The organism is Streptomyces sp. NPDC056224 (genome assembly GCF_042267665.1).
Classification (GTDB): Bacteria; Actinomycetota; Actinomycetes; order Streptomycetales; family Streptomycetaceae; genus Streptomyces.
This window is the reverse complement of the sequence record NZ_JBHJTK010000058.1, coordinates 16095-37943: the sequence shown is the minus strand read 5'-3', so window position 1 is coordinate 37943 and position 21849 is coordinate 16095. Positions and strand designations below refer to the sequence as shown.

The window sequence follows — 21849 nt, the reverse complement described above, 5'->3', positions numbered from 1 at the left end:
CTGGCGTTGATTTTTGGCACGCTGTTGAGTTCTCAAGGAACGGACGCTTCCTTTGTACTCACCCTCTCGGGCTTTCCTCCGGGCTTTCGTTCTGTGTTCTTGCGTTTCCGACTCTATCAGACTCTTTCGTGTCCGACTTCCTCGGCGCTTTCCAGGTTCTTCGCTTTCGCGCTTTCCCTTTCCGGCGGTTCCGACTCTATCAGCGATTCCCTGCCCCTCTCACCACTCGCCGCATTACCGAAAGGCATGAGGAAAAGCGATGGAGAAGAAGAGAAGGGTTGAAGAGGAGGAGTCCCGTCCATCAGACGTTCTCGAAAATGTTCACACGAGGCGTCCTGGCGGGAAACACGACAGTACAGGCCTGCTGATGCCCAAGCAAATCGGCTCAGGGCGTATGGTCTAGTCCACCGGTCTAGTCCACTAGTCTCCATGCCGAAGCACCAGCCCGGATCAGGAGAAGCGTCGGGCGAACCCGAACAACCCGTGACATATCCTGCTGAAAAGTGCGCCGTTCGCGACAGGTAGTGACGGCGACGCGAGCAGCCCCACCCCTGGGAGGCCCCCATGACCAGCGTGACGTCCCCACTCGCCGGGCGCGCCATCGGACTCGCGGCAGTGCCCGATCCGGTGTTCTCCGGCGCGATGGTGGGGCCCGGCACTGCGATCGATCCGGTGCGCGAGCCCTCGGAGGCGGTGTCCCCGGTCGACGGGGTGATCGTCTCCCTGCATCCGCACGCGTACGTAGTAGTGGACGGCGAAGGCCACGGCGTGCTCACGCACCTGGGGATCGACACCGTTCAGCTCAATGGCGAGGGCTTCGAGCTGCTCGTCGCCAAGGGCGACACCGTGACCCGCGGTCAGGCCGTCATCCGTTGGAACCCGGCCGCGGTCGAGGCCGCGGGCAAGTCCCCCATCTGCCCCGTCGTGGCGCTCGAGGCGACCGCCGAATCCCTCTCCGACGTCGTCGAGTCCGGGGACGTGAAGGCTGACGACGCCCTCTTCAGCTGGCAGTGAAGCCCTCCGCCTGCACGGGCGAGTCGGACATCCACCGCGGCGGCCGGGGCCGCCGCTCAATCGGAGACGGGTGAAATGGAGACAACGCTGCGAGGCGTCGGCGTGAGCCACGGGGTGGCGATCGGCGAGGTCCGGCACATGGGTACGGCGGTTCTCGAGCCGCCGGCCAAGCAGATCACCGCGGACGAGGCGGAGCGCGAACAGGGGCGCGCCCGCAAGGCCGTGGAGGCGGTATCGGCGGACCTGACCGCACGCGGCCAGCTGGCCGGCGGTGAGGCCCAGCACGTGCTCGAGGCCCAGGCGATGATCGCCACGGACCCCGAGCTGATGGCGGACGTCGACCGGCGGATCGCCGTCGGCAGCACTGCCGAGCGCGGCATCTACGACGCGTTCGCCGCCTACCGCGACCTGCTCGCGGGGGCCGGCGAGTACATGGCCGGCCGGGTGGCCGACCTGGACGACGTACGGAACCGCATCGTGGCGCGCCTGCTCGGCGTCCCGATGCCGGGCGTGCCCGACAGCGACGAGCCGTACGTGCTGATCGCGCGGGACCTGGCCCCCGCCGACACCGCTCTGCTCGACCCGACCCTGGTCCTCGGCTTCGTCACCGAGGAAGGCGGCCCCACCAGCCACAGCGCGATCCTCGCGCGGGCGCTGGGCGTGCCGGCGATCGTGGCGCTGCCTGGTGCCACTGAGATCGCCGAGGGCACGGTCATCGCCGTCGACGGCAGCACCGGTGACGTGTTCGTCGAGCCGAGCGACGAGAAGCGCGCCGAGCTGGAGGCCGCGGCGGCCGAGCGCAAGGCCGCTCTGGCCGCGTCGTCCGGTCCGGGTGCGACCTCCGACGGTCACAAGGTGCCGCTGCTGGCCAATGTCGGCGGTCCGGCGGACGTGCCCGCTGCCGTGGAGGCCGGGGCGGAGGGTGTGGGGCTCTTCCGCACCGAGTTCCTGTTCCTGGACGACAGCAAGAAGGCTCCGTCCGAGGAGAAGCAGATCGAGTCCTACCGCAAGGTGCTCGCTGCCTTCCCCGAGGGCCGCGTCGTCGTACGCGTCCTGGACGCCGGCGCGGACAAGCCGCTGGACTTCCTGACCCCGGCCGACGAGCCGAACCCGGCCCTGGGTGTCCGTGGTCTGCGCTCGCTCCTGGACCACCCGGACGTGCTGCGTACGCAGCTCACCGCGCTGGCCAGGGCTGCCGAAGGGCTGCCCGTCTACCTCGAGGTCATGGCCCCGATGGTGGCGGACCGGACCGACGCCAAGGCGTTCGCGGACGCGTGCCGCGACGCGGGACTGAAGGCGAAGTTCGGGGCCATGGTGGAGATCCCCTCCGCCGCGCTCCGGGCGCGCTCGATCCTCCAGGAGGTCGAGTTCCTGTCGCTGGGCACGAACGATCTGGCCCAGTACGCCTTCGCCGCCGACCGTCAGGTCGGTGCGGTGTCGCGGCTGCAGGACCCCTGGCAGCCGGCGCTGCTCGACCTGATCGCCATGTCGGCCGATGCCGCCAGGGCGGAGGGCAAGAGCTGTGGCGTCTGCGGCGAGGCCGCGTCGGATCCGCTGCTGGCCTGTGTGCTGACGGGGCTGGGTGTCACCTCTCTGTCGATGGGTGCCGCTTCCATTCCGTACGTGCGGGCGACGCTCGCCAAGTACACCCTGGCGCAGTGCGAGCGCGCCGCCGCCGCGGCGCGTGCGTGCGACAGCGCGGAGGAGGCCCGGGTGGCCGCCCAGGCGGTGCTCTCCGGCGAGTAGCCGCAGAGGTGGTCCGCTGTTCGACCGAGGGGCCTTCGCCGGTGGCGGGGCCCCTCGGCCGTTCTGCCGCACTGCCCGCCTCTCAGTGGTGCGGGCCGGGACCGTCCACCTCGTAGCCCGGGCAGTACTCCACGCCCGGTTCGGGGGCGACGGGTTCCCCGGTGTCGGCGTCCGTGCAGTAGGCGTTGAACACGGCCGCGGCCGAGAGTACGGCGAGGCGACCGCGGTCCAGGCGCCAGCCGTGGACCCGGTCCCGGTGCTCCTCGGTGGTGCTGCGCAGCACCAGTCCCCCGGGGCCGCCGAGGGCGAGCCCGGCGGCCAGCACCGTCACGAAGTCGAGGCCGTCGCGGCGCTCGATCCGGGGCGGTTCCTCGGGGTCGGGGCCGGTCTCGGCGTGCAGGACGGCGACGAGTTGTTCCGTCTCCGTCGGCACGCTGCACACGAGGTGGTGCCGGCCGGGTCCGGCGCCGGCCATGAGCCGCCGGAGCGCGGCCGCGGCGCGCTCGAAGGAGGCGTGGCCGATGTCCTCGCCGCAGTCCGCGCAGGTGCCGACGCCGGCGAGGAGTGCGGTCGCATATTCCCAGGTGGCCTGCCGGACCGCCTCGTCCACGAGGAGCGGGACGAGGTCGTCGATGGGCTGGCCGGTATAGGGCAGGCCCGCGCCCGCCAGTTCCGCGGTGAACAGGGTGCGGGCCTCGGCGGTGTCCGGGTCGAGGCCGTGTTCCGCGGCGTATGCGGCGAACTCCTCGGGATCGAAGAGCGCCACGGTGGTGTGGATTCCCTGGGCCGCGAGGGACCGGAGCAGGCCGTCGACGTGGCGGAGGTAGTCCCGGTGGTCGTCGAAGACGAAGCTGCGGTAGTCGCGCATGGCCGCGAAGTCCCCGGCGTCGGCCAGGAGGCCGACGGTGCCGGGGACCTCGCGGCGCAGCCTGCGGCGCCGGTCGGTGCCGCTCTTCCTCGCGGCCCGCGTGTACCGGTCGGTCCGCGGGGTCCGCGAGGTCCTGGCGGCGCTGTTCGTGCTGGTGGTGTCGTTCTTCGGTGGCATGGCTCCCCCTGAGTGGCCGTGGCCCGGCAATCGCTTGCTCACTCAGAGTAATCAGAGCCACTGACAGTGGCGTCAGCCGCGGGTGCGGGCCAGCTCCTCGTAGAAGTGGAGGAGGTCGAGGTTGTCGACGGAGCCCGGGTTGACCGCCTTGGCCAGGGGCGCGCCCTGCAGGAGGCGCTTGACCGGGACCTCGATGCGCTTGCCGGTGAGGGTGTGCGGGATGCCCGGGACCTCGATGATCTCGTCGGGGACGTGGCGGGGGGAGAGTTCCTCGCGGATGGTCGCCTTGATCCGGGCGCGCAGGTCCTCGTCGAGGGCGGCGCCGGGGGCGAGGTGGACGAAGAGCGGCATCCAGTAGCCGCCGTTCGGCTCCTCCAGGCCGATGACCAGGGACTCCTTGATCTCGGGGAGGCGCTCCACGGCCTCGTAGATGTCGGCGGAGCCCATGCGGACGCCCTGGCGGTTCAGGGTGGAGTCGGAGCGGCCGTGGATGATCACCGAGCCGTGGTCGGTGAGGGTGATCCAGTCCCCGTGGCGCCAGACGCCGGGGAACATCTCGAAGTAGCTCTCGCGGTAGCGGCTGCCGTCGGGGTCGTTCCAGAACCGGACCGGCATGGACGGCATGGGGTTGGCGACGACGAGCTCGCCGACCTCGCCGGTGACGGGCTTGCCGGACGGGTCCCAGGCCTGGAGGTCCGTACCGAGGCAGGCGGCCTGGAGCTCGCCGATGTGGACGGGGAGGGTGGGGACGGCGCCGGCGAAGCAGCTGCAGACGTCGGTGCCGCCGCTGACGGAGGCGATCCACAGGTCCTCGGCCACCTCGTCGTGCAGCCAGCGGAAGCCGTCGGGCGGGAGCGGGGAGCCGGTGGTCGCCACGCACTTGACGGCGGACAGGTCGAAGTCGCGGGACGGGTGGACCCCGGCCTTGCGGCAGGCCATGACGTACGCGGCGGAGGTGCCGTAGAGGGTGGCCCCGGTCCGCTCGGCGATGCGCCACTGGGCGCCGGTGTCGGGGTAGCCGGGGCTGCCGTCGTACAGGACGACCGTGGTGCCGGTGAGCAGGCCGGAGACGAGGAAGTTCCACATCATCCAGCCGGTGGAGGTGTACCAGAAGAACCGGTCCTGCGGGCCGAGGTCGCAGTGCAGGCCGAGCTGCTTGAGGTGTTCGAGGAGGATGCCGCCCTGGGACTGGACGATGGCCTTGGGCAGGCCGGTCGTGCCGGAGGAGTAGAGGACCCACAGGGGGTGGTCGAAGGGGACCGCCTCGAAGACGGGCTCGGTGTCCGCGGAGGTCAGGTCCGACCAGGCGAGGGCGCCCTCGGGGGCCTGCGTACCCAGCAGCGGGACGTGGACGACGGCGCGCAGGGAGGGGAGCTCGGCGCGGAGCTCGGCGACGGTCTCGCGGCGGTCGTGCTCCTTGCCGCCGTAGCGGTAGCCGTCGACGGTGAACAGGACGACCGGCTCGACCTGCTGGAAGCGGTCGAGGACGCTGCGGGCGCCGAAGTCGGGGGCGCAGGAGGTCCAGACCCCGCCGACGGCGGCGGTGGCGAGGAGGGCGACGACGGCCTCGGGGATGTTGGGGAGGTAGCCGCTGACCCGGTCGCCGGGGCGTACGCCGAGGGTGCGCAGTTCGGCGGCGAGGGAGCCGACCTGGCGGCGCAGGTCGGCCCAGCTGACGGGGGTGGGCTCGTGGGTCTCGTCCACGTACAGCAGGGCGGCGTCGTCGGCGCGGGCCGGGTCCTCGGCGGCGCGCAGGGCGTGCTCGGCGTAGTTGAGGGTGGAGCCGGTGAACCAGCGTGCGCCGGGCATGGAGCGGTCGGCGAGGACGGACTGGTACGGGGTGGTGAAGCGGACGTCGAACCACTCGGCGACGGCCTGCCAGAAGGTGTCGAGCGCGTCGACGGACCAGCTGTGCAGGGCGGGGTAGCCGCCCTCGGCGGGGGCTCCGAAGCGCTCCGCGGCCCAGGCGTGGAAGGCGGTGATCCGGGCCGCGGCGATCCGGTCGGGGCCCGGGGCCCAGAGGGGTTCCGGCTGCGTGGCTGAGGTCATGGGTCGGCTCCCGGTCAAGTCTGCGGCTCGCGCTTCGTGTGCGTACGGTGCCATCGCGCGGGGGGTGTACGCGCGGCGGCTCACTGGGACGATGCCATGTGATCGACGTCCGCACCAGAGTCGTCATCACCGCTCAGCGGGACGGCGGCATGTGTACCGCCACCAGTCGCCGTTGGTCGCGCGGGCGGTCGCCTGTGGGTGAACGACAGTTGAACGCCACACCCTCGGCCTGGGGGCGGTGGCAGGGTGAGCGGCATGAACGGTCGTGATCTGGTGCGTGCTGTGAAGGACATCGGTACGGAGCGCGGGCGGCGCGCCTGGCTCGCGTCGTGGCGCCACCGGCGTGCGGACGCGGTGGGGCTCGCGCGCCGGGGCGCGGAGCGGGCGCGGGTGCCGGGGCTGCTGATCGGTACGGAGCCGCGGCCGGGCGGTGGCGTGCTGCGGTTCGCGCGGTCGGAGCTGCTGGTGCGGGTGACCGTGGGCGGGGCGGTGTTCTGGGGCTGGGACGGGGCCGGTCCGACTCCCTCGTACGCGGTCGTGGGTACGGGGCCGGAGCCGGATCCGCGGGCGGTGCTGGAGCCTGACACCGAGGGCGGGTGGCGGGTGGTGTCGGAGCGGGTGACGGTGGCGGTGTCCCGGCACGGGGCGGTGGAGGTGCGCACGCCGGGCGGGGCCGTGCTGCGGCGGGAGCTGCCGCCGCGGTGGTGGGAGCCGGCGGACGCCGTCGACGGTGCGGGGGCGCGGTGGCTGCAGCGGAGCGAGGTGGCGGCGGACGCGCGGTTCTTCGGGCTCGGCGGGCGGGCCGCGGGCCCGAGGCTCCGGGACGGGGTGTACCGGCTGTGGAACACGGACCCGAAGGGCGGCTTCGGGCCGGGTGACGATCCGCTGTACCTCACGATGCCGGTACAGATGGTGGTGGCGGACGCGGGGACGCACCTGGTGTTCCACGACAACTCGTGGGAAGGCCGGGTGGTGCTGCGCGAGGGCGAGGAGGGCGCGGGTTCGGGGGTGGACCGTCCGGGGGCGGGCGAGCTGCGCATGGAGGGCGGGCCGCTCAGGTGCTGGGTGCTGGTGGGGACGCCGGCGCGGGTGCTGCAGGGCTGGTCGGGGCTGACGGGTGCGGCGGCGGTGCCGCCGGAGTGGGCGCTGGGGTACCAGCACGCGCGGTGGGGGTTCGGGAGCGCGGCGGAGGTGCGCCGGGTGGTCGGGGGCTATGCGGAGCGCGGGCTCGCGCTGTCGGCCGTCCATCTGGACATCGACCACTACGACGGGCACCGGGTGTTCACGGTGGACGAGGAGCGGTTCCCCGATCTTCCCGGGCTGGCACGTGAGCTGGGGGAGCGGGGGGTGCGGCTCGTCTCGATCGTGGATCCGGCGGTGAAGACGGGAGACGGGGTGCACGCTTCGGGGCGCGCGGTGGGGGCGGGCGGTGCGTTCGTACGGGACGCGGAGGGCCGGGAGGTGCGCGGCGAGGTCTGGCCGGGCGAGTGCGTGTACCCGGACTTCACGGATCCGGCGGTGCGGGAGTGGTGGGGCGGACTGTACGAGGAGCGCCTCGCGCAGGGCTTCGCCGGTTTCTGGCACGACATGAACGAGCCGGTGTCCTTCACCCCCTTCGGGGACGCCACGCTGCCGCGGTCGGCGCGGCACGCGATGGACGGCGCGGGCGGCGACCACCGGGCGGGGCACAACGTGTACGGGCTCGGGATGGCTCGGGCGGGCTGGGAGGGGCTGGTCCGGTTGCGGCCCGCCGAGCGGCCGTTCCTGTTCTCCCGGTCGGGGTGGGCGGGGATGCAGAGGTACGGGGGCACGTGGTCGGGGGATGTGGAGACGAGCTGGGAGGGGCTGCGGGCCTCGCTGGCGCTGGTGCTGGGGCTCGGCCTGTGCGGAGTGCCGTACTCGGGCCCGGACGTCGGCGGTTTCGGCGGGTCCCCCTCCCCGGAGCTGTACCTGCGGTGGCTGCAGCTGGGTGCGTACCTGCCGCTGTTCCGGACCCATTCGGCGATCTGGGCGGGGCGGCGGGAGCCGTGGGAGTTCGGGCCGGAAGTGGAGGAGCGGGCGCGCGAGCTGCTGGCGGAGCGTGAGCGGCTGCGGCCGTACTTCGTGACGCTGGCCCACCTGGCACGGCGGACCGGGGCCCCGTACGTGCGGCCGCTGTGGTGGGGCGCTCCGGAGGAGCGGCGGCTGCGGGACTGCGAGGACGCGTTCCTGCTGGGCGACGCGCTGCTGGTCGCCCCGGTGCTGGAGTGCGGGGCGGACCGGCGGGCGGTGCGGCTGCCGCGGGGGCGCTGGTACGACACCGCGACCGGTGCGGCGCACGAGGGGCCGGGCCAGATCCTGCTGGACGCGCCGCCCGGGCGGATCCCGGTGCTGGCGCGGGCGGGGGCCGTGCTGCCGGTGCGGTCCGCCACGGGTGACGGCGGGGTGGCCCTGGAGGTCTGGGCTCCGGCGCGGGGCCGCACGGGCGGCGGGGTGGTCATCCGGGACCCCGGTCCGGGCTTCGAGCCGGGTGAGGTGGAGTGGTACACCGTGCGGTGGGCCGGGGACTCGGTGGTGGTGGAGTCGGAGGCCGGGGGTGTGGTGGAGGGCGTCGTCGTACGGGGTCTCGACGCGGCTCAGCAGGTGTAGCGGCCCGCGAACCAGGCGGCGGCGGCCTGCGTGTGGAGGGGGAAGGCCAGTTCGGCCGGGGAGCGCAGGATGTGCCAGCCCGTGGTCTCGTCCGTCGCGGCCGAGGCGGGCAGGGTGGCGGCCGGGCGGAGCGGGAGGAGACCGAAGAGCAGGAGGTGACCGGCCGGGGAGCTGAGGGCGTCGGCCAGGGTGACCTCCGAGGCGGGGGCCTGGATGCCGGTCTCCTCGCGGAGTTCGCGGACGACGGCGTCACGCCAGTCCTCGCCGAAGTCGATGAAGCCGCCGGGCAGGGCGACGCCGCCGAGGGCCGGGGGGATGGAGCGGGTGATGACGACGAGGCCGGTGCCCTGGTCGTCTTCGACCGGGAGGAGGGCGACGGCCACCGGGAGCGGGTTGCGGTAGGCGGTGGCTCCGCAGGCCTCGCAGGTGCGGGGCCAGCCGGTCGTGGCGTAGCGCGTTCCGCAGGTGGAGCAGTGCGAGTCCCTCAGCTGTTCCGGCATCCCGCGATGGTATGCCAAGGGGTATGCGGATGACGGTGGTTGTGGGTTTGCTCGCGGTGCTGGCCGGCGGGGCGGCGGCCCCGCCCGGGTTCGCCGCGTTGCGCGAGGTGGATCCGAGCATCCGGCAGGACATGCGGTACGCCGGGTCGCGGAACTTCACCGGCGGGGTGGTGGACGGGTACGAGGAGCCGGTGTGCCTGCTGGCCCGGCCGGCCGCGGAGGCGCTGCGGCGGGCGCAGCGGGTGCTGCTCCGGCGCGGCTATTCGCTGCGCGTGTACGACTGCTACCGGCCGCAGCGGGCGGTAGACCGGTTCGTGCGGTGGGCGCGGGAGCCCGACGGCCCGGGTGACCGGGCGGCCAAGGCGGAGTTCTACCCGCACGTGGAGCGGAACCGGCTGATTCCCGAGGGGTACATCGCCGAGAAGTCGGGGCACAGCCGCGGGAGTACGGTCGACGTGACGCTGGAGGACCTCTCTGGCCGCGAGGTGGACATGGGGACCGCGTTCGACTTCTTCGATCCGCTGTCGCACACCGACGATCCCCGGATCGCCGGCGGGGCCCGCGCGGGCCGCCGGTTGCTCGGGCGCGCGCTCGGCGAGCAGGGATTCGTCAACCTGCCCGAAGAGTGGTGGCACTTCACCTTCAGGCCCGAGGCTTTCCCCGACTCGTATTTCGACTTCCCCGTCGCTGTCGCCGCCGTCCGGCCCTGAGTGCCGTGCCCGCGTGACTTTCAGTGGCTCGTCGAGAACCGGTGACCCGGCGGCCCGCCCGTGACAGACTTCTGACGATGCGTCAGCTATCTGGAGGGAGGGGTCTTGGCACTCACACGTACACCCGTCGTGAGCGGGTGGTTCACCGAAGGCGCCGCGGACGGCGGCTTCCGGCTGCTCGGTACCCGGTGCTCGGCCTGCACCGCGGTGTACTTCCCGCGCGAGGACGCGTTCTGCCGCAATCCGCACTGCGCCGGCGACGGCGAGCTCACCGAGGTGCCGCTGTCCCCGCGCGGGCGGGTGTGGTCCTACACCGACGGGCGCTACCGGCCGCCCGCCCCGTACGTGTCCGACCCGGCCGCGCCCTGGGAGCCGTACACCCTGGTGGCGGTGGAGCTGGAGGCCGAGGGGATGGTGGTGCTGGGGCAGGCGGCGCCCGGGGTGGGCGTGGGCGACCTGGCGGTCGGGATGGAGGTCGAGGTGGTGGGCGGTGTGCTGAACGAGGACGCGGACACCGGGACCGCCTGGACCACCTGGCGGTTCAAGCCGGTCGGAGGTGCGGTGTGAGCGCGGACATCGCCGTCCTCGGGGCGGGGATGCACCCGTGGGGCAAGTGGGGCCGCAGTTTCGTCGAGTACGGACGGGCCGCCGCGCGGGCGGCGCTGGCGGACGCCGGACTGGACTGGTCGGAGGTGGGCTCGATCGTCGGCGCCGACACCGTGCGCTCCGGCTACCCGGGCTACGTGGCCGGTGCGACCTTCGCCCGGGCGCTGGGCTGGCAGGGCGCCCGGGTGACCAGCGTGTACGCGGCCTGCGCCTCCGGCGCCCAGGCGATCGGGGCGGCCCGGGCGCAGATCCTGGCCGGCCTGGCGGACGTGGTCCTGGTGGTGGGCGCGGACGCGGCGCCCAAGGGGTTCTTCGCGCCGGCGGGCGGCGACCGGCCGGACGATCCGGACTGGCTGCGCTTCCGCGTGCTGGGCGCCACCAATCCTGCGTACTTCGCGCTGTACGCCCGCCGCCGGATGGCCATGCACGGGGACACCCCGGAGGACTTCGCCCAGGTCAAGGTGAAGAACGCGGCGGCCGGGGCGCTGAACCCGAACGCCCGTTACCGCAAGGCGGTCACCGCCGAGGAGGTCGCGGCGTCGGCGGTGGTGGCCGATCCGCTCCGGCTGCTCGACATCTGCGCCACCTCCGACGGGGGCGCGGCCCTCGTGCTGACCAGCATGGACTTCGCCCGCTCGCGCGGGATCGCGGACCCGGTGCGGATCCGGGCCGTGTCGACGGTGACCCCCACCTATCCGCGTACGGTGCTGGACCTCCCGGACATCGCCACCGACTCGGCGGTGGCCGTCCGGCCCGCGGCGGGCTCCTTCCGGTCCTCGATCGCGCGCGCCGCCTACGAGGAGGCGGGGCTCGGCCCGGACGACCTCTCCCTGGCCGAGGTGTACGACCTGTCCACCGCTCTGGAGCTGGAGTGGTACGAGGACATCGGACTGTGCGCGCAGGGCGAGGGGGCGAAGCTCGTACGGGAGGGGGCGACGGCGCTGGGCGGTCGGGTCCCCGTCAACACGAGCGGGGGGCTGGCCTCCTTCGGGGAGGCGGTACCGGCGCAGGCCATCGCGCAGGTCTGCGAGCTGACGTGGCAGCTGCGCGGCACGGCCGGGGACCGGCAGGTCCCGGGGGCGCGGGCCGGGATCACCGCGAACCAGGGGTTGTTCGGCCACGGGTCGGCCGTCATCGCCGTGCGCTGAGCGGGCGGTGCCGGTGGGGCCGGTGGGGCCGGTGGGGGGCGCCGGCGGGTGTGTCCGGAGGTTTCGCCGACCGGGGTGACGACCGGTGTGCCGCAACGCTTGACGGCCCCCGGTGGCGGGTTCACACTCGCTCCACGGTCCCGCACCGCGCCCCGGACACCCCGATCCCCCCATGAGAGCTGCGGCCCGTACCCCAGTCGGCGGGGGTACGGGCCGCCTCCGCGCCAGGCCCCGGCCGTCAGGCTCCGGCCGTCAGGCCCCGCCGCGCCCGTGCCAGGGACATCGCGTGCTCCACGACCCCCACGAGCACGTCCTTCACGGACTCCCGGTCCCGCGCGTCGCAGAGCAGCACCGGCACCCCGGGGTCGAGGTCCAGTGCCTCCCGTACGGTCACCACGGGGTGCCGGTCCGCGCCGTCGAAGCAGTTCACGGCGACGACGAACGGGAGCTCGCGCCGCTCGAAGTAGTCGATGGCGGCGAAGCAGTCGGCGAGGCGGCGGGTGTCCGCCAGGACCACGGCGCCGAGCGAACCCTGGGCCAGCTCGTCCCACAGGAACCAGAACCGGTCCTGCCCGGGCGTGCCGAACAGGTACAGCACCAGGTCCTCGCGCAGCGTGATGCGCCCGAAGTCCATGGCCACGGTCGTGGTGTTCTTGCCCTCCACTCCCCCGGTGTCGTCGATGCCGGCGCCCGGCTCCGAGAGGAGTTCCTCGGTCCGCAGCGGCCTGATCTCGCTTACTGCACTGACCAGGGTGGTTTTGCCCACCCCGAAGCCGCCCGCGACCAGGATCTTCAAGGTCAGCGGCTCGACCGGTGACACGGCGTGCATGGCACCGGTGCGGCTAGAGCGCCCGAAGGCCATCGATCACCTCACGCAGAATGGATTCATCGGGCAGTTCGGCCGGAGGCACCGGCCGGGTCACATGGACCAGTTCCTCGTCGGTCAGGTCGCCGATCAGAACCCGTACGACGCCGACCGCGAGGTCGAGCTCCGCCGCGAGTTCGGCGACCGACTGCGGCCGGTCCCGGCACAGCCCGAGGATGTGGGCGTGTTCCGGGGACAGCGTCAGGTCCCAGACCGGGTCGTCGGCGGCCGGTTCGGCGACGACGAGCGCGATCAGGTCGAGCCGGTGCTGGCCCGCGTGGCTGGTCCGGCCGCGGGTCATGGCGTACGGACGTACGACGGGACCGGCGTCGTCGTCGAACCAGTGCGCGTGGTCGGGGGCGGGATCCCGGTCCCCGGCCGGGGTGCGGGTGGGGCGGTCCTGGCCTGAATCGCTCATGCCGTCCGACTCACCCTCCGGCTGGCAGCCCGGTGCGCGGGGCGATGGCCAGGTGGTCGCCGACTCGCTTGACCATCAGGGTCATCTCGTACGCGACCTGCCCGACGTCGGAGTCGGCGTCGGCGAGCACGGCCAGGCAGCTGCCGTCGCCGGCGGCCATGACGAACAGGAAGGCCTCGTCGAGCTCGACCACCGTCTGGCGGACCGTGCCGGAGTCGAAGTGCCGGCCCACTCCCTTGGCCAGGCTGTGGAAGCCGGAGGCCACGGCCGCCAGGTGCTCGCTGTCCTCGCGGGTCAGGTCCGCGGAGCTGCCGGTGGGCAGGCCGTCGCCCGACAGGACCACCGCCTTGCGGATGGAGCCGACCTTGTCGACGAGTTCGTCGAGGAGCCAGTTGAGCGGGGCGGAGCCGCGGCCCCTGGTGTCGTTTCCGGTCTGCGGTGCGGTCATCGACCGTCCCCTTCGTTCTCGTTCGCGGGACCGGTGGTGGCGGGGGTGCCTGCCCCGGTCTCGGACTGCTGCTGAGCGTGCTGGTTGCGGCCCGCCGTCCAGCCGCGCTGGAGTGCGGACATGCGCGTACGTACGTCCTCCGCGTCGCGGTCCGCCACCGGGGCGGTGGCCGCGGGGTCGGGCGCGGCGGCCGGGGCGTTCTTGAGCTGTGGGGCGAGGCTGGCCTGGCGGACCCTGCGGGGGAGCCCGGCGCCCGCTGCCCCGGGCGCCGCGGGTGAGCCGGGCCCGCCGGGTGCGGGCGCCGGTGCGGGCTGCGGGACCACGGACACCGGGCGCGGCGCCACGCGGCGGCCGTGCTCGGCGACCAGGGTCGGGGTGGGGCGGCGGCGCGGCAGCGGGACGGCTCCCGGGGAACGGGGGCCGTCGGGGCGTACGGTCTCCACGCGCTGCGTGTCGGCGCGCTGGGTGTCGGCGCGCTGGGTGTCGAGCCGGACCAGGCCGGTGGGGACCTGCGTCTCGCGGTCGCGGTCGCCCGGGCGGGCATCGGTCCGCTCCGCGTGGCGGTCCCGGTGGCGGTCGGTGTGCGGCCGGTCCGCCGGGCGCAGCCCCAGCAGGGCGCTGCGCGGGGTGCCGCTCGGCGGGGTCTCGTCGTCCAGGGTGGCCATGGCCGGACGGGCACCCGGGCCGGACGGGACGGCGGGCTCTGCGTCGAGGCCGTCCACCGCGCCGAGGCCGAGGACGTCGATCGGGGCTTCCAGCTCGACCGGGCCGCGCAGTTCGGCGGCGGGCAGCGGGCGGCCGGAGCCGGCGGGGGCCCGCTCGACGGCGGCGGACACCGACCGCGCGGAGGGGATCCTGCCGGACCGGCCGGCCTTGCCGGCCCCGTCGAGCCGGATGCCCGTGCCGTTGGTCTCGGGGGCATCGGTCAGCAGGGCCGCGGGCAGGAAGAGCACCGCGGTGGTGCCCCCGTACGGGCTGCGCTGGAGGACGACCTTGACGCCGTGGCGCTGCGCGAGGCGGCTGACGACGAACAGGCCGAGACGGTCGGTGTCGGAGAGTTCAAAGTCGGGTGTCTCGGCGAGCCGGAGGTTCGCGTCGAGCAGTGCCTCGGGGTTCATGCCGAGGCCGCGGTCGTGGATCTCCAGGGTGAAGCCGTTGGCGACGCGCTCGCCGTGCACCTGGACGGCGGTGTGCGGCGGCGAGAACACGGTCGCGTTCTCGAGGAGTTCGGCGACGAGGTGGGTGACGTCGGCGACGGCGGGGCCGGCGATGCCCAGGCGCGGGAGTCGGCGCACCTCGATGCGCTCGTAGTCCTCGACCTCGGCGACGGCGGCCCGTACGACGTCCATCAACTGGACCGGCTTGCGCCACTGGCGGGAGGGCGCGGCGCCGGAGAGGATCACCAGGCCTTCGGCGTGGCGGCGCATGCGGGTGGTCATGTGGTCGAGGCGGAAGAGGTCGGCGAGCTCCTCGGTGTCCTCGGTGCGGCGCTCCATGGTGTCGAGGAGGGTCAGCTGGCGGTGCAGGAGCACCTGGTTGCGGCGGGCGAGGTTGACGAACACCTCGGAGACGCCGCGGCGCAGCTCGGCCTGCTTGACGGCGGCCTCGACGGCCGCGCGCTGGAGGGAGTTGAGGGCCTGGCCGACCTGGCCGACCTCGTCCTTCTCGTACTCCAGATGGGGCGCCTCGGTCTCCACGTCCACCTGCTCGCCCGCGGCGAGGCGGCGCATCACGCTGGGCAGCCGGACACCGGAGGCCTCGTGCGCCTCCTTGCGGAGGCGGGACAGGTCGCGGACCAGGTCGCGGCCGATGCGGACGGAGAGGAACAGCGAGAAGGCGAGGGCCATGAAGCCGAGGACGCCGGCGACGGCGGCCTGCACCAGGACGTCCATGGCGACGGGCTCGACGCGCTTTTGGTAGCGGTCGCCGGCGTCGGTGCCCATGGCGGCGAGCTCGTCGAGGACCTTGGTCGCGGCCTCGTCCCACTGGGCGGCGGTGACGCGCGGGTTCTTGCCCGCGCCGCCCGCGAGGAAACGCTCCTCGGCGTCGCGCATCGACTTGGTCTCGGCGCCGCCCCAGTAGTGCCAAAAGCGCTCGCGGTCGGCGGCCGGGAGGATCGCGAGGTTGAAGTCGTAGAGCAGGGTGCGGTTGGCCGCGAAGTCGGAGACGTGGCGCAGGTCGGCGGCGCTGACGTTGCGGGCTGCGAGGGCGGAGGCGATGACGGCGTCCTCGCGGGAGAGCGTCTCACGTGCGCGGGTGATGCCGACGAGGGCGCGGCCCTGCTTGTCCATCTCGACGTTCTCCAGCGCGTGGAGGTTCATGAGGAACTCGTAGCAGGGGTCGACGAGCCGGCTGTAGAGGTCCAGCGCCTGGCCCGGGTCGAGGGTGTTCTCGTCGACCGAGCGGCGGAGGGCTCCGATGCCGTGGACGGCGCCGAGGATGGATCGCAGGCGCTGGGCGTTCTGGGGGCTCAGCTGGTCCATGACCTCGGGGTCGCGGGCGTTCGCACTCATCTTCTCGACGACTTCGTCGGTGGCGGCGCGGCGCTTGGCGAGCTCGGTGGTGGCGGTGGAGGCCCGGGGGTCGCCGATGACGACGAGGGTCTGGCGGCGTTCCTTCTGGATGACGCGGACGACGTCCTCGATGGGGTAGCCGACCTTGTCGATGATGTAGGCGACGTCCAGGAGTTGGACGGCCTGACGACCGGTGATGACCGTCGCGAAGCCCCAGAGGGCGGTCAGGGAGACGAGCGGCACAAGGAGCAACGCCACGATCTTCCGGCGGATGGACTTCCCGCGAAAGCGCATGGCCTCCCCAGCCTCCCCCAGCTCAACCCCGTTGTCGGGGGGTTCGGTGTTCCGTCATTTAAACGGCGTGAGCCTACTACTGCCGGGGAGCGGCTTCGAAGGCGTGTCCGGACGTTTTCGGCCGGACCCCCGGTCGAAGATCGGGAGTTGTCCGATACTTCCGGTCAAGTGCGGCCCGATATGTGGCAGATGACACTTGGTGGGGCGTCAGTTCCCGCAACTGGATGGATGGCTGGAATTATTCGTTCCGTGCTCGACGGGGCCGATGGTGACGGTGTCCGTGGAGCGGGAATCTCTCGCCCTCGCCGGACGTCTTCTGTTCGGGGGGACATGTCGGGGTAGACGTGACCGGGTAGGCATGGCGGGGTAGGCGTTGCGGACCGCGCGGTGGGGAGTGAGCGGACCATGAACAGATATGCGGGCGGCGGTGCGGAGGCCGCCGGTGGCACGGGTGAGGGTGCAGGTGCGGGTGGCGAGGCCGCGGGTGCCCGGGCCGCGGGTGTCGGCGGCGCGCGCGGGCTGTGGGTCGAGGAGCCGGCCCGGCGGCGGAGGATGCCGGATCCGGTGCGGACCTCCGCGGTGCGGGCCGTGCTGATCGTGGCCGTGACGCTGACCCAGGCGACGGTCACCTTCTTCCTGACGCTCACCGGCTCGTGGCTGGCCTTCCCCATGGCGCTCGGCGCGGTCGCGGGGACGATCGTGGCCACGTGGGGCGTGCTGGACGTGTGGATCACCCGGCAGACGTGGAACCAGCGGTACGGGGTGGTCTCGGAGCCGAGCAGCACGGCGCGCAGCCGCCGCCGAGAGGCCCGCAGGGCCGCCAAGTCCGCGCGGGCGGCGCGCAAGGCCGCCCCGGCGCGAATACCCCGCGAGGACGGCCCCCTCGCGGCGTTCAGCCGCCGCTGACCGCGCATCCCGGTGCCCGGACGGCTGCCCGGCGGCCGCCCGTACCGCCCCCGGCCCGGGCGCGGGGCGGGGCGGCGGGGCGGCGGGGCGGGGCAGCCCGCCCTGCGCGGGCGGAGCTGCCGGGTCACGCCCGGGCCCGGGGGCGGGCCGCCGGACGGAGTCCGGGGCTCCAGGGCTCCAGGGCTCCAGGGCTCCAGGGCTCCAGGGCTCCAGGGCTCAGCTTCGGCGGAACATGCGGGTGGCCGTGATCTCGCCGTGGATGGTCTCCTCCTCCGGGGACTGCTGCGGGAGGCCCGGGCGGAGGTGTTCCTCGACACTGATGTACTTCAGGCCCGCCCTCAGGTCCGCGTCGTTGCGCAGCCGGATGACCAGCGGGAACTCGGCGAGCGCCGTGGTGTCGAACAGGCCCGTCGTGTACAGCAGCTGGACACCGAGCGCGTCGGAGACGGCCCGCTGGAGTTCCAGCAGGTACGTGGCGTTCGCGCGACCGATCGGGTTGTCGAGGAACAGCGTGCCCGCGTGGCGGTGCTTGTCGCGGCCGCGGTCGTTGCTGCGCAGCGCAGCCATCGTGCAGTACAGCGCGATCGCGGCGGTCAGCAGCTGACCGCCGGAGAACACGTCTCCCATCTGCCCGACCGGCACGCGCTCGGCGCGCAGCACCGCGTCCGGCTTCAGGATCTCCACGGAGATGCCCTTGGGTTCGAGGGCCGCCTGGACGCCTCGCAGCAGCAGGGACATGCCGTCGCGGCGGCCCTCGCCGAAGGAGGCGGCGCTGTTCTTCTTCACGGCCGCGCGGGTGGCCTCGTCGATGACCTCGCCCAGCCGCTCGGTGAGCGTGGCCTGGTCCGGCTCCTCGAAGCGGATCCGCAGGAACTCCTGCCCCGACCATTCCCCCAGCCCTTCCGGGAGCTGGGACAGGCGCTGGGCCGAGCGGAGGGTGGCGAGGGCCGATTCCACGAGGCCGCGCAGGCGGTCGACGATGCTGTCGCGGTTGCGCTCCAGCTGGGCCAGTTCGTCGGTGAGGACGCGCAGCCGCGGGGCGAAGGCCGTGGCCCAGGCCGCCGCGTGCTCGGGCAGGGCGGAGGCGGGCAGTTCGCGGATCTGCTGCCGCGCGGGGGTGCGTACCTGCTCGTAGCGGTTGGAGTTGGCGTGCCGGACCAGGATGTCGGCGGCCTCGCGCACCGCGGCCTCGGCGGCCGAGAGGTCGGCCGCGCAGCCGCGCAGGGAGCGCCGGGCTTCCGTGGCGGACTGGCGGGCCTCGTCCAGGGTGCCCGGGTGGGGTACCGGCTCCTGCTCGTCCTCGGCGTGGGTGTGGTCGCGCAGGAGGTCGCGCAGCATGGCAGCGGTCTCGTCGAAGCCGCCGGCCCCGTCCTCTGCGGTGCGGTGTGCCCGCAGTAGGTCCGCGTGGGCGGCCCGGGCGCTCTCCACCGCGGCGGTGTGGGCGGCGAGCTGCGCGGTGGCCGTACGCAGCAGCGCCTGCGCGTGTTCGACGTGCTCGGGGACGAGCTCCTCGGGCAGTTCGGTGTGCGCCTCGCCCTCGGCGGGGGCGTGGCGTTCGGCCTCGCCGCGCAGCCGGCCGAGCTGCTCGCTCGCGTGGGAAGCCCGGGTCTCCAGCATCTGCACGAGGGACTCGGCGCGGGCCGCGGCCGCCTGGCGGGAGGGTCCGTCGGCTCCGTCGGTGCTCTCGAGGAGCTGGGCGGCGCGGGTGCGGACCTTGTTGGTGAGGCGGTCGAGTTCGGCGAGGGCGGCGCTCTCGTCGCTCTCGGCGCGGGCCTGTTCGGCCCGCAGGTCGGCGCCGACGCCGACCTTCTCGTAGAGCTGGGACGCGGCGCGGTAGGCCTCGCGGAGGTCGGGGAGCGGCGCCTTGACCGTCCCGTCGTCCTCGGGAAGGGGCTCGGGGGCGCCGGCGATCTCGGCGCGCTCGGCCCTCAGGGCGCGGGCGGTGCGGCGGGCGTCGTCGGCGGCCCGCTGGGCGGCACGGCGGTCCTCGTCGGCGGCGCGGGCCCGGTCCAGGCAGACCTCGGCGCGGGCTTCGGACTCGGCGGCCTCGTCGGCGAGTTCGCGCAGCCTCGCCTGCCAGCCGGCGCGTTCGCGCAGGCGGAAGGCGAGCCCGGCGAGGGCGTCGGCGACCCGGCGGGCCCGCTGGGCGGTGTCCTGGCGCTCGTCGCGGACGCGGGCGGCGTCGGCGGCGGCCTCGTCGGCCTCCGCGCGCACGGTACGGGCCTCCGCGAGCTCGGCGTCGGCCTCCTCGGCGAACGTGCGGGCGGCCGCGGCCTGCCGTGCCAGCTCGGCGAGCCGGCCGGCCGGACAGCCGGTGCGCCAGGAGGCGAGCCGGGCGGCGAGCTCGCGGTCCCCGGCGAGGCGCGCGGCGAGGTCGCGGATCTCGGCGTCCCGGGCGGTGGCGCGGGAGCGCAGCGCCTGCCGCTCCTCGTCGGCGGCGTGCTCGTCGTGCATGGCCGGGTTCGGCGGTACGAGGAACACCCCGGTGTCGGAGTCGTCAGCGACCGTGGGCACGGGGGCCAGCAGGGCGGCGGCCGTGCCGACGGCGACGGTGGAGCGGGGCAGCAGGGCGGCGGCGGAGAGGACCTCGCGGGCGCGGCTGTGGGTGTCGGGGTCGGTGATGACGACGCCGTCGACGAGTTCCGGGCGGGCGGCGAGGACGGCCGCGTGGTCGGCCGGGTCGACGGACTGCGCGAGGTAGCGCCAGCCGGGGAGGGCGGGGATGCCGTGTTCGCCGAGGTACTCGACGGTGGCGAGGACGTCGGGGCCGGGCGGCAGCAGCCCGCCGTCGCCGAGGGCGCCGAGGATGCGGGCGTCGTCGGCGGCGGCGGTGCGCAGCTCGAACAGCTGGCGTTCGGCCGCCGCGACCCCGTCGGTCAGCAGGTGGTGGAGGTCCTCGGCGTTCCGGTCGAGGTCCTCGGCGGTGAGCCGTCCGGCGCCGCGGTGGTCCTGGGCCGTGCCCGGGTCGGCGGACCGGTCCGGGCGCCCGTCCGGCCGTGCGTCCTGGTGGCCGGACGGGCGGGAGGCGTCGCCCTCGCCTCGGGGCCCGGGAAGGCCCGGAGCCCGGGCGGGGGCGTCCGGGAGGCCCAGGAGGGCGGCCAGGCGCGGGGATGCGGCGAGGGAGGCCGCGGCGCGCTGCTCCGCGTCATGGGCGGCGTCGGCCGCGTCGGCGGCGTCCGCGGCGCGGGCGGCGGTGAGTTCGGCGCGGGATTCCGCGGCGGCGGCCTCACGGGCGGCGTCGGCGGCGGCGCGGGCGGCCTCTCGGGACTCGTCCCAGGCGGCGACCGCGGTCTTCTCGGCGTCGGTGGCCGCGAGGGCGGCGCGGGCCGGGTCGGCGTCGGGCGCGGAGTCGTCGAGCCAGCCGGCCCGGACCGCCTCGGCGGTCTCCTGCTGGACCTCGCCGAGGCGCGAGCGCAGGTGCTCGGCCTCGCTGCGCGCCCGCTGCGCGGCCGTGGCGGCGGCGGTCGCGTCCCGGTGGGCGGCCTCGCCGACGGCCTGCAGCCCGGCTGACCGCTCCTCCTCCTCGTTGGCGACCCGCTCCCCGTGTTCGGCGGCGGTGTGCAGCGCCCGTACGAGCTCGGCGGCGGCCGTGGCGCGCGCGGCCAGCGCCGGGGCCGCGTCGCGCTCGGCCTCCAGGATCGCGGCGGCGACCCGGGCGGAGCGGTCGGCGGCGGCGCGGTGGCGCAGCACGTTCTCGGCGGCCTGCCAGGCGGAGTGCAGCGTGCGCGCTTCGAGGAGTTCGCGGCGCTGGGCGGCGGCGGCCTTGTCGGCGACGGTGAGGGCCAGCGAAGCGTGCCGGTAGGCGAGTTCGGCGGAGATCGCGGCGCTGCGGGCGCGCGCGGACTCGGCGGCGGTGACCTGGTGGGCGGCGCCGGTGACGCGCTGGGCGAGGTCGGCGGCCCGGCCGCGTTCCTCGGTGGCGCGGGCGGACAGCCGCCGGGCGAGGGTGCGGGTGCGGCGTTCGGCGCCCGCGTGGACGTCGCGCAGCCGGGAGCGCGTCCCGGCGGCCTCCACGATCTTGCTGAGCAGGTCCACCGACCCGGCGGTGAAGTCCCGCTCGGCCATCAGCTCGGCGCGGCGGCCGAGCTTGTTGCCGAAGCCGTGGACGAGGTCGGCGAGGCCGTCCGTGTCACGGGTGTCGGTGACGGCGCGCAGCAGGAGGTCGGTGAAGTCGGAGTCCTTCTTGACCGCGAAGAGACCTGCGGCCTCGCCCTCGTCGGCGTTCATCTCACGCTGGTAGCGGAAGAGTTCGGGGTCGAGGCCGAGTTCGGTGAGGTGCTCGTTCCAGCGGTCGTGGATCTCCTCGAAGGAGACCTCCAGGTGCGGGTACGCCTTGCCGGCCTCGGTGAGGGCGTCGCGGAAGCCCTTCATGGTGCGGCGGCGGCCCTGGGCACCGGAGGCGCCTTCGACGGGCGGGCGGACCGCGGTGGCCTCGGCGACGGGGAGGCTGTCCAGGCTCAGGCCCGGGCCGGGGCGGAAGGAGTACCAGGCCTCGGCGAACTTGCGCGGGTCGTTGGAGACCTGGCGGCCGCGCCATTCGCTGACCTTGCCGACGACCACGCACTCGCCGGTCTGGGTGTGCTGCCACTCCAGGGCCACGTGGCCGCAGTCGTCGGCGAGCAGGAACTTGCGCAGGACGCCGGAGCTGGCGCCGCCGAGGGTGTTGCGGTGGCCGGGGAGCATCACCGAGAAGATCAGCTTGAGCAGGACGGACTTGCCGCCGCCGTTCTCCAGGAAGAGCACGCCTGCGGGCGCGGGGCGGCGCGGCGGGCCGGTGGGCTCGTCCTCGAAGAACTCCGCCTGGGCCGGCGCCGGGTGGGGCACCGGCTCGCCGACTCCGCGCAGGTCGAGCACGGTGTCGGCGTAGCGCGCGCCAGCGGGCCCGATGGAGTAGAGGCGGATCCGGGACAGCTCGTACATGGCGGCGGACTCTCGTGGTCTTTCGTAGGACGTACGGGG

16 protein-coding genes are annotated in these 21849 nt (G+C 74.1%); 8 read left to right on the top strand and 8 right to left on the bottom strand.

Annotation, left to right across the window (positions count from 1 at the left end; all coding sequences use genetic code 11):
• The 3 genes from ACFCZ1_RS35175 to ptsP all read left to right on the top strand — a co-directional run.
• Nucleotides 1–282, top strand: a 282-nt coding sequence (locus ACFCZ1_RS35175) for a hypothetical protein (RefSeq protein ID WP_376682354.1), incomplete at its 5' end; no start/stop codon positions are given.
• A gap of 282 nt (nucleotides 283–564) precedes the next feature.
• Nucleotides 565–1014 carry a PTS glucose transporter subunit IIA gene (locus ACFCZ1_RS35170; RefSeq protein WP_376682353.1) on the top strand — a complete coding sequence of 150 codons (450 nt, stop codon included), beginning with the start codon at nucleotides 565–567 and terminating at the stop codon, nucleotides 1012–1014.
• Nucleotides 1015–1089: 75 nt separating this feature from the next.
• On the top strand, nucleotides 1090–2760 hold the full coding sequence (ptsP, locus tag ACFCZ1_RS35165; protein WP_376682352.1) for a phosphoenolpyruvate--protein phosphotransferase: 1671 nt from the start codon (nucleotides 1090–1092) through the stop codon (nucleotides 2758–2760).
• 82 nt (nucleotides 2761–2842) lie between these two features.
• Here ptsP and ACFCZ1_RS35160 read toward each other — a convergent pair whose 3' ends face one another.
• On the bottom strand, nucleotides 2843–3805 hold the full coding sequence (locus ACFCZ1_RS35160; protein ID WP_376682351.1) for a hypothetical protein: 963 nt from the start codon (nucleotides 3803–3805) through the stop codon (nucleotides 2843–2845).
• Between the two features lie 72 nt (nucleotides 3806–3877).
• Nucleotides 3878–5854: an acetoacetate--CoA ligase gene (locus ACFCZ1_RS35155; RefSeq protein ID WP_376682350.1), complete on the bottom strand. Its 1977-nt coding sequence runs from the start codon at nucleotides 5852–5854 to the stop codon at nucleotides 3878–3880.
• Nucleotides 5855–6109: 255 nt separating this feature from the next.
• On the opposite strand from ACFCZ1_RS35155, the gene ACFCZ1_RS35150 reads away from it, so the two are divergent.
• Entirely contained in the window at nucleotides 6110–8482 is a 2373-nt protein-coding gene (locus ACFCZ1_RS35150; protein ID WP_376682349.1) for a TIM-barrel domain-containing protein, read from the top strand.
• On the opposite strand, the gene ACFCZ1_RS35145 is transcribed toward ACFCZ1_RS35150, so the two are convergent.
• Nucleotides 8470–8982 (bottom strand): NUDIX domain-containing protein, encoded by a 513-nt coding sequence (locus ACFCZ1_RS35145; RefSeq protein WP_376682348.1) that lies wholly within the window; start codon nucleotides 8980–8982, stop codon nucleotides 8470–8472. The two genes, ACFCZ1_RS35150 and ACFCZ1_RS35145, sit on opposite strands and share 13 nt — an antisense overlap.
• Before the next feature lie 29 nt (nucleotides 8983–9011).
• Between ACFCZ1_RS35145 and ACFCZ1_RS35140 the strand changes: the two genes are divergently transcribed.
• From ACFCZ1_RS35140 to ACFCZ1_RS35130, 3 genes are all read left to right on the top strand, one after another.
• Nucleotides 9012–9692, top strand: a complete 681-nt coding sequence (locus ACFCZ1_RS35140; protein ID WP_376682347.1) for a M15 family metallopeptidase — start codon at nucleotides 9012–9014, stop codon at nucleotides 9690–9692.
• 105 nt (nucleotides 9693–9797) lie between these two features.
• The gene (locus tag ACFCZ1_RS35135) at nucleotides 9798–10259 is read left to right on the top strand and encodes a Zn-ribbon domain-containing OB-fold protein (protein WP_376682346.1); all 462 of its coding nucleotides are present in this window, start codon (nucleotides 9798–9800) and stop codon (nucleotides 10257–10259) included.
• Nucleotides 10256–11446 carry a lipid-transfer protein gene (locus ACFCZ1_RS35130; protein ID WP_376682345.1) on the top strand — a complete coding sequence of 397 codons (1191 nt, stop codon included), beginning with the start codon at nucleotides 10256–10258 and terminating at the stop codon, nucleotides 11444–11446. The genes ACFCZ1_RS35135 and ACFCZ1_RS35130 overlap by 4 nt, the downstream gene beginning before the upstream one ends.
• Nucleotides 11447–11684: 238 nt before the next feature.
• Here the strand turns inward: ACFCZ1_RS35130 and ACFCZ1_RS35125 are convergent, their stop codons facing one another.
• From ACFCZ1_RS35125 to ACFCZ1_RS35110, 4 genes are read right to left on the bottom strand one after another with little or no spacing between them, the layout of a single operon-like run.
• Nucleotides 11685–12308 (bottom strand): ATP/GTP-binding protein, encoded by a 624-nt coding sequence (locus ACFCZ1_RS35125; protein ID WP_376682344.1) that lies wholly within the window; start codon nucleotides 12306–12308, stop codon nucleotides 11685–11687.
• Nucleotides 12289–12729 carry a DUF742 domain-containing protein gene (locus tag ACFCZ1_RS35120; protein WP_376682343.1) on the bottom strand — a complete coding sequence of 147 codons (441 nt, stop codon included), beginning with the start codon at nucleotides 12727–12729 and terminating at the stop codon, nucleotides 12289–12291. The genes ACFCZ1_RS35125 and ACFCZ1_RS35120 overlap by 20 nt, the downstream gene beginning before the upstream one ends.
• 10 nt (nucleotides 12730–12739) lie before the next feature.
• Nucleotides 12740–13177, bottom strand: a complete 438-nt coding sequence (locus ACFCZ1_RS35115; protein ID WP_376682342.1) for a roadblock/LC7 domain-containing protein — start codon at nucleotides 13175–13177, stop codon at nucleotides 12740–12742.
• Nucleotides 13174–15984: a nitrate- and nitrite sensing domain-containing protein gene (locus tag ACFCZ1_RS35110; RefSeq protein WP_376682341.1), complete on the bottom strand. Its 2811-nt coding sequence runs from the start codon at nucleotides 15982–15984 to the stop codon at nucleotides 13174–13176. The genes ACFCZ1_RS35115 and ACFCZ1_RS35110 overlap by 4 nt, the downstream gene beginning before the upstream one ends.
• A gap of 405 nt (nucleotides 15985–16389) precedes the next feature.
• Between ACFCZ1_RS35110 and ACFCZ1_RS35105 the strand changes: the two genes are divergently transcribed.
• On the top strand, nucleotides 16390–16890 hold the full coding sequence (locus ACFCZ1_RS35105; protein WP_376682340.1) for a hypothetical protein: 501 nt from the start codon (nucleotides 16390–16392) through the stop codon (nucleotides 16888–16890).
• Nucleotides 16891–17106: 216 nt separating this feature from the next.
• Here the strand turns inward: ACFCZ1_RS35105 and ACFCZ1_RS35100 are convergent, their stop codons facing one another.
• Entirely contained in the window at nucleotides 17107–21810 is a 4704-nt protein-coding gene (locus ACFCZ1_RS35100) for a hypothetical protein (RefSeq protein WP_376682339.1), read from the bottom strand.
• Nucleotides 21811–21849 lie beyond the last annotated feature (39 nt).

Bases quoted from the DNA above. Each gene is read 5' to 3' on its own strand.
- ACFCZ1_RS35110 (WP_376682341.1), bottom strand. From the start codon at position 15,984: ATGCGCTTTCGCGGGAAGTCCATCCGCCGGAAGATCGTGGCGTTGCTC.
- ACFCZ1_RS35105 (WP_376682340.1), top strand. From the start codon at position 16,390: ATGAACAGATATGCGGGCGGCGGTGCGGAGGCCGCCGGTGGCACGGGT.
- ACFCZ1_RS35115 (WP_376682342.1), bottom strand. From the start codon at position 13,177: ATGACCGCACCGCAGACCGGAAACGACACCAGGGGCCGCGGCTCCGCC.
- ACFCZ1_RS35100 (WP_376682339.1), bottom strand. From the start codon at position 21,810: ATGTACGAGCTGTCCCGGATCCGCCTCTACTCCATCGGGCCCGCTGGC.
- ACFCZ1_RS35120 (WP_376682343.1), bottom strand. From the start codon at position 12,729: ATGAGCGATTCAGGCCAGGACCGCCCCACCCGCACCCCGGCCGGGGAC.
- ACFCZ1_RS35125 (WP_376682344.1), bottom strand. From the start codon at position 12,308: ATGGCCTTCGGGCGCTCTAGCCGCACCGGTGCCATGCACGCCGTGTCA.
- ACFCZ1_RS35145 (WP_376682348.1), bottom strand. From the start codon at position 8,982: ATGCCGGAACAGCTGAGGGACTCGCACTGCTCCACCTGCGGAACGCGC.
- ACFCZ1_RS35155 (WP_376682350.1), bottom strand. From the start codon at position 5,854: ATGACCTCAGCCACGCAGCCGGAACCCCTCTGGGCCCCGGGCCCCGAC.
- ACFCZ1_RS35160 (WP_376682351.1), bottom strand. From the start codon at position 3,805: ATGCCACCGAAGAACGACACCACCAGCACGAACAGCGCCGCCAGGACC.
- ACFCZ1_RS35170 (WP_376682353.1), top strand. From the start codon at position 565: ATGACCAGCGTGACGTCCCCACTCGCCGGGCGCGCCATCGGACTCGCG.
- ptsP (WP_376682352.1), top strand. From the start codon at position 1,090: ATGGAGACAACGCTGCGAGGCGTCGGCGTGAGCCACGGGGTGGCGATC.
- ACFCZ1_RS35140 (WP_376682347.1), top strand. From the start codon at position 9,012: ATGACGGTGGTTGTGGGTTTGCTCGCGGTGCTGGCCGGCGGGGCGGCG.
- ACFCZ1_RS35150 (WP_376682349.1), top strand. From the start codon at position 6,110: ATGAACGGTCGTGATCTGGTGCGTGCTGTGAAGGACATCGGTACGGAG.